The sequence below is a fragment of the Kribbella sp. NPDC055071 genome (assembly GCF_053608045.1).
On record NZ_JBSGUS010000042.1, the window covers coordinates 19510 to 28226 of the forward strand.

The 8717-nt window shown below is 67.8% G+C and carries 6 protein-coding genes; 3 read left to right on the forward strand and 3 right to left on the reverse strand.

The window, feature by feature from the left end; all coding sequences use genetic code 11:
- Window positions 1–51 precede the first annotated feature (51 nt).
- From ACWF4Z_RS36965 to ACWF4Z_RS36975, 3 genes are all read right to left on the reverse strand, one after another.
- On the reverse strand, window positions 52–2571 hold the full coding sequence (locus tag ACWF4Z_RS36965) for an ABC transporter permease (protein WP_452247889.1): 2520 nt from the start codon (window positions 2569–2571) through the stop codon (window positions 52–54).
- Entirely contained in the window at window positions 2571–3320 is a 750-nt protein-coding gene (locus ACWF4Z_RS36970; protein WP_452247890.1) for an ABC transporter ATP-binding protein, read from the reverse strand. Before ACWF4Z_RS36970 ends, ACWF4Z_RS36965 begins: the two co-directional genes overlap by 1 nt.
- Before the next feature lie 68 nt (window positions 3321–3388).
- Entirely contained in the window at window positions 3389–4276 is an 888-nt protein-coding gene (locus ACWF4Z_RS36975) for a RecB family exonuclease (RefSeq protein WP_452247891.1), read from the reverse strand.
- Window positions 4277–4408: 132 nt separating this feature from the next.
- Between ACWF4Z_RS36975 and ACWF4Z_RS36980 the strand changes: the two genes are divergently transcribed.
- From ACWF4Z_RS36980 to arc, 3 genes are all read left to right on the forward strand, one after another.
- Entirely contained in the window at window positions 4409–5560 is a 1152-nt protein-coding gene (locus ACWF4Z_RS36980) for a site-2 protease family protein (RefSeq protein ID WP_452247892.1), read from the forward strand.
- A 224-nt stretch (window positions 5561–5784) separates the two neighbouring features.
- Complete coding sequence (locus tag ACWF4Z_RS36985) at window positions 5785–6777, forward strand: tRNA (adenine-N1)-methyltransferase (RefSeq protein WP_452247893.1); 993 nt, start codon at window positions 5785–5787, stop codon at window positions 6775–6777.
- Window positions 6778–6846: 69 nt separating this feature from the next.
- Complete coding sequence (gene arc / locus ACWF4Z_RS36990) at window positions 6847–8592, forward strand: proteasome ATPase (RefSeq protein WP_452247894.1); 1746 nt, start codon at window positions 6847–6849, stop codon at window positions 8590–8592.
- The last annotated feature ends 125 nt before the right edge of the window (window positions 8593–8717 follow it).

The window sequence follows — 8717 nt, forward strand, 5'->3', positions numbered from 1 at the left end:
GACGGTGTGGCTTTACCTCATGTTCGCCGCGGCGGGGATGACCGAAGGCGATTACTCGGTGGCGATCGCGCCCAGGACGTCGAGGCGGGCTGCGCGGCGGGACGGCCAGACCGCGGCGAGTACGCCGACGACGCCGGCGACCAGTACGGCGATCACCAACTGAAGCACGGGGACATTGAGGACACTGAGGCCGTTGTCGACCATCGCGGCCTGGATGGAGGCCGCGAACAGCACCCCGATCGCGAGTCCGAGCAGCGAACCGAGCAGCGAGATCGCGATCGACTCGACCCGGAGCATCCGGCTCAGCTGCGGACGATCCATCCCGATGGCCCGGAGCAGTCCGATCTCGCGCGTCCGCTCGACCACGCCGAGCGCCAGCGTGTTGATGATGCCGAGGATCGCGATCAGGATCGCGAGCGCGAGCAGCATGCCGATCGCGCCGGTGATCTGGTTGACGGGGGACCGCGCGCTCGCCGCGTAGGCGGCCTGATCGCGCACCTGGATCGACGGATAGTCCGTCAGCTGCGCGGCGATCGCGGACCCGACCGGCCCGGATTCGGTGCCCTTGGCAACTTCGACGTACAGGACCGAGTCACTCGCCGTGCCGCCGACCGCCTCGTACGCCGGGAGCGAGACGACGAGCGTGTTGAGCTGCCGGTTCGGGGCGAGGATGCCGGTGACGGTGAGGCGGTGCTTGCCGGTGGACGTGGTCAGGTCGAACGCCTTGCCGACGCTCAGCTGGAGGAGCTTCGCCAAACTCCGGGGTACGAGCGCCGTGGCGGCACCCAGTCCGGCCGCCGACCCGCTGTCGAACTTCGTGACGATCGGCCCGTCCAGCGTGCCGTCGCTGACGCCGCTGACCTCGACCGCCGTCTCGTTGATCTGCCCGGCCTGTTGCCGGAGCTCGTGGACCGACTCGACGCCGGAGATCTTCGCGACCCGAGCGGCGACCTCCGTGCTGAAGTCGCCCGGGCCGCCGGAGGTGATGACGAGGTCGGAGGTGCCGAGGGCGTCGGCGATGCCCTTGTCGATCGAGGCCTTGGCCGATGCCGCGATCACGAGCAGGCCGCAGATCAGCGAGACCGAGATCATCAGCGCCGACGCCGTCGCCGAGGTCCGCCGCGGATTCCGCTCGGCGTTGCGGCGCCCGAGGGTGACCGGGGCCTTGCGACCGAACGGGAGCATCAGGACGCGAACGGCGTACCGGCTGATGACCGGGCTGATCATCACGATGCCGATCGTGAGCAAGCCGGCGCCGAGGCCGATCAGCACGGCGCCGGGGAGTCCTCCGGCGCCGACACCGATGGCGTAGAGCAGCAGCGCCATCAGCAGGACGAAGCCGCCGATCACCAGACGAACGCGGAGCGACCGGTCGGGGATCGCGACGTCGTCGCGCATCGCGGCGACGGGTGGGAGCTTGCCGGCTCTCCGGGCCGCCGGAAGCGCCGACGCGAGCGTCACGCCGATCCCGAGCAGATAGCAGGTGATGATGGTGCCGGCCGTGATCTGCAGCGAGGTGGTCGGGATCTGCAGGTCGAGCTGCTGGTAGAAGAACCGGATCCCGGCCGCGACCCCGATGCCGACGAGGAGACCGAGCGTCGACCCGATCGCGCCGATCACGAGCGCCTCGATCAGGATCGTCGCGGTGACCTGGCCGCGGGACGCGCCGATCGCCCGCAGCATCGCCAGCTCGCGGGATCGCTGCGCGACCACCATCGCGAACGTGTTCACGATCAAGAACGTGCCGACGAAGAGTGCGAGGCCCGCGAAGATCGCCAGGACCGTGCTGAAGCCGCCGAACGTCAGGTCCAGGTCGTGCTTGCCGTCGGAGGCGACCTGGGCTGCGGTCCGGACCTTGACCGAGTCGCCGACGGCCTGACTGATGGCCTTGGTCACGGTGCCTGGATCGCTTTCGGGAGCGACCGCGACGTTGATGGACGTCCAGCCCGTCTTGCCGAGCAGGAGATGCTGCGCCGTGATCGCGTCGAAGCTGACCAGCGGGGCTCCGGCTGCCACTCCCGCCTGACTTGGCGTGGTGATCGCGGTGAGCGTGGCAGTAAGGGCCTTCGTCGGCGTGACTATCCGGACTGGATCGCCAATGGTGTAGCCCGCGCGATTCACGGTCGACTGGTCGAGCGCGAGCTGCGTCGTACCCCAGGGCGCGGTGCCGTCCAGCAGCTTGAACGGCGCGGTCTGCGTGTCTCGTGGCCAGGAGGCGCCGAAGGTGGTGAGGCCGTACGTGTCGATCGGCTTTCCGTCCAGGCCGAGGATCTGTACGTCGCTGACCAGCAACTGAGGGGCTGCACTCGCGACACCTGGTACGGCGGCCACCCGGTCGACGAGCTCGGACTGGAAGGTCACGGGCCGGTTGGTCTGCGCCTCGATCGGGGAGACGGGCGTGACCGTGACGTCCGCCGTACTGGTGGTGAAGTTCTTCTTGAGCGCGGTGGACAGCGTGTCGGTGAAGACCATCGCGCCGGCGGCGAACGCGATGCCCAGCAGCACTGCGACCGTGCAGAGCCCAAACCGGAGCCGGTGCGCGAGGACCGAGCGGAGACCGAGTTTGAACATCAGCCGGCCACGGCCGGGTCGAGCTTCTTCATGGTGTCGAGAACGGTCTCGGCCGTCGGCTCCAGCAGCTCGGACTCGATCCGGCCGTCGGCCAGGAACAGGACGCGGTCGGAGTACGCGGCGGCGGTCGGGTCGTGCGTCACCATCACCACGGTCTGCCCGAACTCGCGGACCGAGCGCTGCAGAAACCCGAGGACGTCGGCCGACGACCGCGAGTCCAGGTTCCCGGTCGGCTCGTCCGCGAACACCACATCCGGCCGCGAGACCAACGCTCGGGCACACGCGACGCGCTGCTGCTGACCGCCCGACAGCTCGGACGGTTTGTGGCGGACGCGGTCGGCCAGGCCGATCGTGTCGATGACGGTCGTGAGCCACTCCTGGTCGGGTTTGCGGCCGGCCAGGTCGACGGGGAGCGTGATGTTCTCGAGCGCGGTCAGGGTCGGGACCAGGTTGAAGGCCTGGAACACGAATCCGATCCGGTCCCGGCGCAGATGCGTGAGCCGCTTCTCCGGCAGCCGGGTGAGGTCGACGTCACCGAGCAGGACCTGCCCGTCGGTCGGCTTGTCGAGCCCGGCCAGGCAGTGCAGCAGCGTCGACTTCCCGGACCCCGAGGGGCCCATGATCGCGGTGAACCGGCCCTTCCCGAAGTCGGCACTCACGTCGGCAAGCGCGTCGACCTGCGTCGGCCCGCTGCCGTACCGCTTCCACACCCGAACAGCCCGCACCGCAGCCGCCTCATCCACGCCCATGCGACGAACGCTATCCACCCAAGGTTCCTCCCGAGGCTGTCGGGCGGGCCGAAGGTCGCCGGACCGGGTCAGCCGTCGATGCCGACGAGGTCTACGCCGGCGGACTCGGCGGCTACTTCCTCTACCGATCGGGACGGGAGTGGTGGGGGTGTGCCGCCCCAGGCCGGGCAGATGGCTTTGTGGTCGCACCAGTCGCAGAGTGGGCCCGGGCTCGGGCGCCAGTCGCCGGACTCGAGGGCGCGGGTGATGGCGGTCCAGAGGGCCGAGACCTTGCGTTCGCAGGCGCGGAGGTCGGCCTCGTCGGGGACGTAGCGCACGATCTCGCCGTTCCCGAGGTAGACGAGCTGCAGCATCGCGGGAACGACGCCGCGAAGTCGCCAGAGCACCAAGGCGTAGAACTTCATCTGGAACAGCGCCTTGGCCTCGAAGAACTCCGAGGGTGATCGGCCGGTCTTGTAGTCGACGACCCGGATCTCACCGGTCGGCGCGACGTCGAGACGATCGACATACCCGCGCAAGGTCAGGCCGGACTCGAGCTCGGTCTCGACGTACAGCTCGCGCTCGGCCGGCTCGAGTGCGTTCGGATCTTCGAGGGTGAAGTACTTGCGCAACAGCTGGTGCGCCTCGGCGAGCCACTTGGCCAGCTCCTCGCCGCTCGCGTCCTCCGCGAACAGCTGGGCGACCTCAGGCTCCAGCTCCAGCACATGCTGCCACTGCGGCTCGAGCATCTCCGCGGCGTGCTCGAGGGTCCGCTGGCCACGCGGCAGATCGAACAACCGCTCGAGCACGCCATGCACGACCGTGCCGCGGACCGCTGCTGGTGACGGTTTCTCCGGCAGGCGGTCGATGACGCGGAAGCGATACTTCAACGGGCAGCTCATGAAGTCCGCCGCCCGCGACGGCGACAACGCCGCTCGCGGATGTTCATGCACCGGTACTTCTGCCGCAACACTCATGGCAAAACCCTAGGCGCAAGCGCGGACACTTTGTGCACACCCCACCCGCAACCTGTGGAAAACCTCGACACCCCGGCCCAGAACCGTGGGGGAGTAGCACGGCGTTACCCTCAGGCAAGTAGCGTTGGGCTGATGCCTGAGTCGCGTGACCCCCAGAACCCCGCCCAGCCCGCCGGCCCGCCGCCGGGCACCTGGGTGCTCGGTCGTATCCGCGGCATCCGGCTGACCATGCGCTTCACCTGGCTGCCGGTGGCGATGCTGCTGGCGATCGGATTCGCCGCGATCATCGGTCAGCAGTTCCCGGACCTCGGCGGCTGGCGCTACCTGGCCGCGTTCGCGTTCGTCGTCGCGTTCACGCTGTCGATCCTGGTGCACGAGCTCGCGCACGCGCTGATGGCGATGCGCTTCGGCATTCCGGTCTCCGAGATCAACCTCGGGTTCTTCGCGGCCGGCACCCACATCGAGGGTGAGCGGAAGTCGCCGCTCGAGGAGTTTGCGGTCTCGGTGGTCGGCCCGCTCGCGTCGCTGGTCGTCGGCGGCCTGGCCTACTTCGGCTCGCGCGCCATCGACGAGGGCGTCGGGTACGTCGCGCTCTGGGAGCTCGGCATCGCGAACCTGATCGTGGGGGTGACCAACCTGCTCCCCGGCCTCCCGCTGGACGGTGGCTGGGTGCTGCGGGCGATCGTGTGGAAGATCACCGGCAACATGCACACCGGCACGGTCGTCGCCGCGTGGGCCGGCCGGGTGCTCGCCCTGATCGTGCTGGCGGCGCCCGTCCTGATCGAAGAGATCTGGAACCGGCAGCCGAGCTTCATCGACTTCATCATCGCGGCCCTGGTCGGCTGGTTCCTGTGGATGGGCTCGACCTCGTCACTGATGCAGGCACGGCTCCGGCGCAAGCTGCCCGAGCTACAGGTCCGGACCATGGCTCGTCGCGCGATCGCGGTCCACTCCGGTACGCCGATCTCCGAGGCAGTCCGGCTCGCGAGTGAGTCGCAGGCCGGCGCGGTCGTGGTCATCGACGGCGACGGCAAGCCGCACGCGCTGGTGTCGGAGTCCGCGGTCGCCGCGGTTGCGCCGAACCAGCGCCCGTGGACCACGGTGAGCGAGGTCGCCACCCGCATCGGCGCGGGCCACATCATCGGCGTCAACGACACCGGCGAGGAGATCCTCGCGACACTCCGCGAGCACCCCGCCTCCGAGTACCTGGTCCTCGACGCGACCGGCGCGGTCTACGGCGTACTGGCCACCGGCGACATCGAAAGAGCCTTCCGCAACCGCTGAATCACCTCAACCCCGGCCCGACCTCACGGGTAGCCGACGGAATTTCAGGGGCCGGCCCCTGAAATTGTGGGTTCGCCTGTTGTGTTCAGGGTCCGCTACCCACCATTTCAGGGGCCGGCCCCTGAAATGGTGGCGCGGTGGTCTCCACCGGGGTGGCGTCGTCTGGGCGGCGGGGTGTTGGGGATTCGGGGATGGCGGCCCTGGAAAGTTAGGGTGAGCGCCTTATGGCTGACTTGCGTGACTTTCCCGACCGGGCGTTCTCCGGGGTGCATCACGGCCCCTTGCAGGAGGGCGAGTGGATCACCCTGCAGGACTCGAAGGGGCGCCGGCACTCGGTGTTCCTGGAGCGCGGGAAGATCTTCCACACCACCAAGGGCGGGATCGCGCACGACGAGCTGATCGACGGTCCGGACGCGGTGGTGATCCGCTCCAAGGGCGGCGTCGAGTACCTGGCCCTGCGGCCGCTGATGGCCGACTACTCGGTGTCGATGCCGCGGGGTGCCGCGGTCATCTATCCAAAAGACACGGCGCAGATCGTCACGATGGCCGACATCTTCCCGGGCGCGAAGGTCGTGGAGGCCGGCGCCGGCTCCGGCGCGCTGACCACGGCACTGTTGCGAGCGGTCGGGATCCACGGACAGGTCATCTCGTTCGAACGCCGCGAAGACTTCGCCGAGGTCGCCCGCAAGAACGTGACCGGCTTCTTCGGTGCCGAGCACCCGGCCTGGCGGCTCGAGGTCGGCGACCTGGTCGAGAAGCTGAACGAGCAGAACGTCGACCGCGTCGTACTCGACATGCTGGCGCCGTGGGAATGCGTTGACGTCGTCGCTGCGGCACTTTCACCCGGTGGGGTGTTCTGTGCCTATGTAGCTACCACGACGCAGCTGAGCCGGTTTGTGGAGACGCTGAGGGCACACGGCGAGTTCACGGAGCCGCGCGCGTGGGAGTCACTCGTGCGAGACTGGCATGTAGAGGGCCTCGCGGTTCGGCCCGGTCATCGCATGCAAGGCCACACCGCGTTCCTGGTGACGGCCCGGCGGATGGCGCACGGAGTTCAGGCGCCCCGCAAGAAGCGCAGGCCCGCGCCCGGTGCGTACGGCGACGACTACCAAGGACCTCGTCGTGCGACAGATGGGGCCGAGACGTCCGGGTCGGTGTCTGGGTCACTGTCGGGGGATGTGCCGAAGGCAACAGGTTCATCCGCAACCGACACGTGATGGGATTCAGCTTGCCCGGCGAGGTTTTCTGGGTAAGGTCCATAGGGTCGAGCCCCACATGGTGAGGTGATGATCGTGGCTGGAGACGAGAGTCCTACCGCGGCAGAGCTGCGCAACCAGGTCCGGTACCTGGAAGCCGAGGTCGCCGCGTTGCGACGTCGGCTGCTCGAGCACCCGGCAGACAGCCGGTCGCTCGAGAGCAGACTGTCCGAAACCCAGGCCTCCTTGGCGAGTGTCACCGCTCAGAACGAGCGGCTGGCCGACACGCTGCGGGAGGCGCGAGAGAAGATCATCGCCCTGAAGGAGGAAGTCGACCGGCTGGCGCAACCGCCGTCCGGATTCGGCACCTTCCTCGGACGTAATGACGACGACACGCTGGACGTGTTCACCGGGGGCCGCAAGCTCCGGGTGGCGGCCAGTCCGTCGGTCGACCTGGACGAGCTGAAGCTCGGCCAGGAACTGATGCTGAACGAAGCACTCAACGTGGTCGAGGCCTGTGACTTCGAGGTCGTCGGCGACGTGGTGATGCTGAAGGAGCTGCTGGCCGACGGCGAGCGGGCACTGGTGATCGCGCAGGCCGACGAGGAACGGGTCGTCCGGCTCGCTTCGCCGCTGCTCGACCAGCCCTTACGGGCCGGTGACTCGCTGCTGCTGGAGCCACGCTCCGGTTATGTCTACGAGAAGATCCCGAAGTCCGAGGTCGAGGAGCTGATCCTCGAAGAGGTCCCGGACATCGACTACACCCAGATCGGTGGTCTGACCGGCCAGATCGAGCAGATCCGGGACGCGGTCGAGCTGCCGTACCTGCACAAGGACCTGTTCCTCGAGCACGAGCTCAAGCCGCCGAAGGGTGTCCTGCTCTACGGCCCGCCGGGCTGCGGCAAGACCCTGATCGCGAAGGCAGTGGCGAACTCGCTGGCCAAGAAGGTCGCCGAGCGGACCGGTGTCGACGGGCAGAAGTCGTTCTTCCTGAACATCAAGGGTCCCGAGCTGCTGAACAAGTACGTCGGCGAGACCGAGCGGCACATCCGCCTGGTCTTCCAGAGGGCCCGGGAGAAGGCTTCCGAGGGCATGCCGGTGATCGTGTTCTTCGACGAGATGGACTCGCTGTTCCGGACTCGTGGCAGCGGCGTGTCCTCCGACGTGGAGAACACCATCGTCCCGCAGTTGCTGAGCGAGATCGACGGTGTCGAGGGCCTCGAGAACGTCCTGGTCATCGGTGCCTCCAACCGTGAGGACATGATCGACCCGGCGATCCTGCGGCCGGGCCGGCTGGACGTGAAGATCAAGATCGAGCGGCCCGACGCCGAGGCGGCCCGGGACATCTTCTCGAAGTACCTGACCACGACTCTGCCGCTGCACACCGACGACCTCAGCGAGTTCGGCGGCGACAAGGCCGAGTGCGTGAACGGGATGATCCAGCGCACGGTCGAGCGGATGTACACCGAGGCCGACGAGAACCGGTTCCTCGAGGTCACCTACGCCAACGGTGACAAGGAGGTCCTGTACTTCAAGGACTTCAACTCGGGCGCCATGATCCAGAACATCGTCGACCGGGCCAAGAAGATGGCGATCAAGGCCTACCTGGACGAGAACCAGAAGGGCCTGCGGGTGCAGCACCTGCTGCAGGCGTGCGTGGACGAGTTCAAGGAGAACGAAGACCTCCCGAACACCACGAACCCGGACGACTGGGCCCGCATCTCCGGCAAGAAGGGCGAGCGGATCGTCTACATCCGCACTCTCATCTCCGGCAAGCAGGGCACCGAGCCGGGCCGCTCCATCGACACGGCCACGAACACGGGTCAGTACCTGTAAAACCGCCTACGACGACAGCCCCGCGGAGACTCGGCGATTTCTAGGGGTCGTTGCAACACCGTGCTGGTTTCTAGGTAGTGAGTAGATCACGCAAGCGCTCGGCTGGGGTGTCCCAGTCGAGCGTT

Bases quoted from the DNA above. Each gene is read 5' to 3' on its own strand.
- ACWF4Z_RS36965 (WP_452247889.1), bottom strand. From the start codon at position 2,571: ATGTTCAAACTCGGTCTCCGCTCGGTCCTCGCGCACCGGCTCCGGTTT.
- ACWF4Z_RS36970 (WP_452247890.1), bottom strand. From the start codon at position 3,320: ATGGGCGTGGATGAGGCGGCTGCGGTGCGGGCTGTTCGGGTGTGGAAG.
- ACWF4Z_RS36975 (WP_452247891.1), bottom strand. From the start codon at position 4,276: ATGAGTGTTGCGGCAGAAGTACCGGTGCATGAACATCCGCGAGCGGCG.
- ACWF4Z_RS36980 (WP_452247892.1), top strand. From the start codon at position 4,409: ATGCCTGAGTCGCGTGACCCCCAGAACCCCGCCCAGCCCGCCGGCCCG.
- ACWF4Z_RS36985 (WP_452247893.1), top strand. From the start codon at position 5,785: ATGGCTGACTTGCGTGACTTTCCCGACCGGGCGTTCTCCGGGGTGCAT.
- arc (WP_452247894.1), top strand. From the start codon at position 6,847: ATGATCGTGGCTGGAGACGAGAGTCCTACCGCGGCAGAGCTGCGCAAC.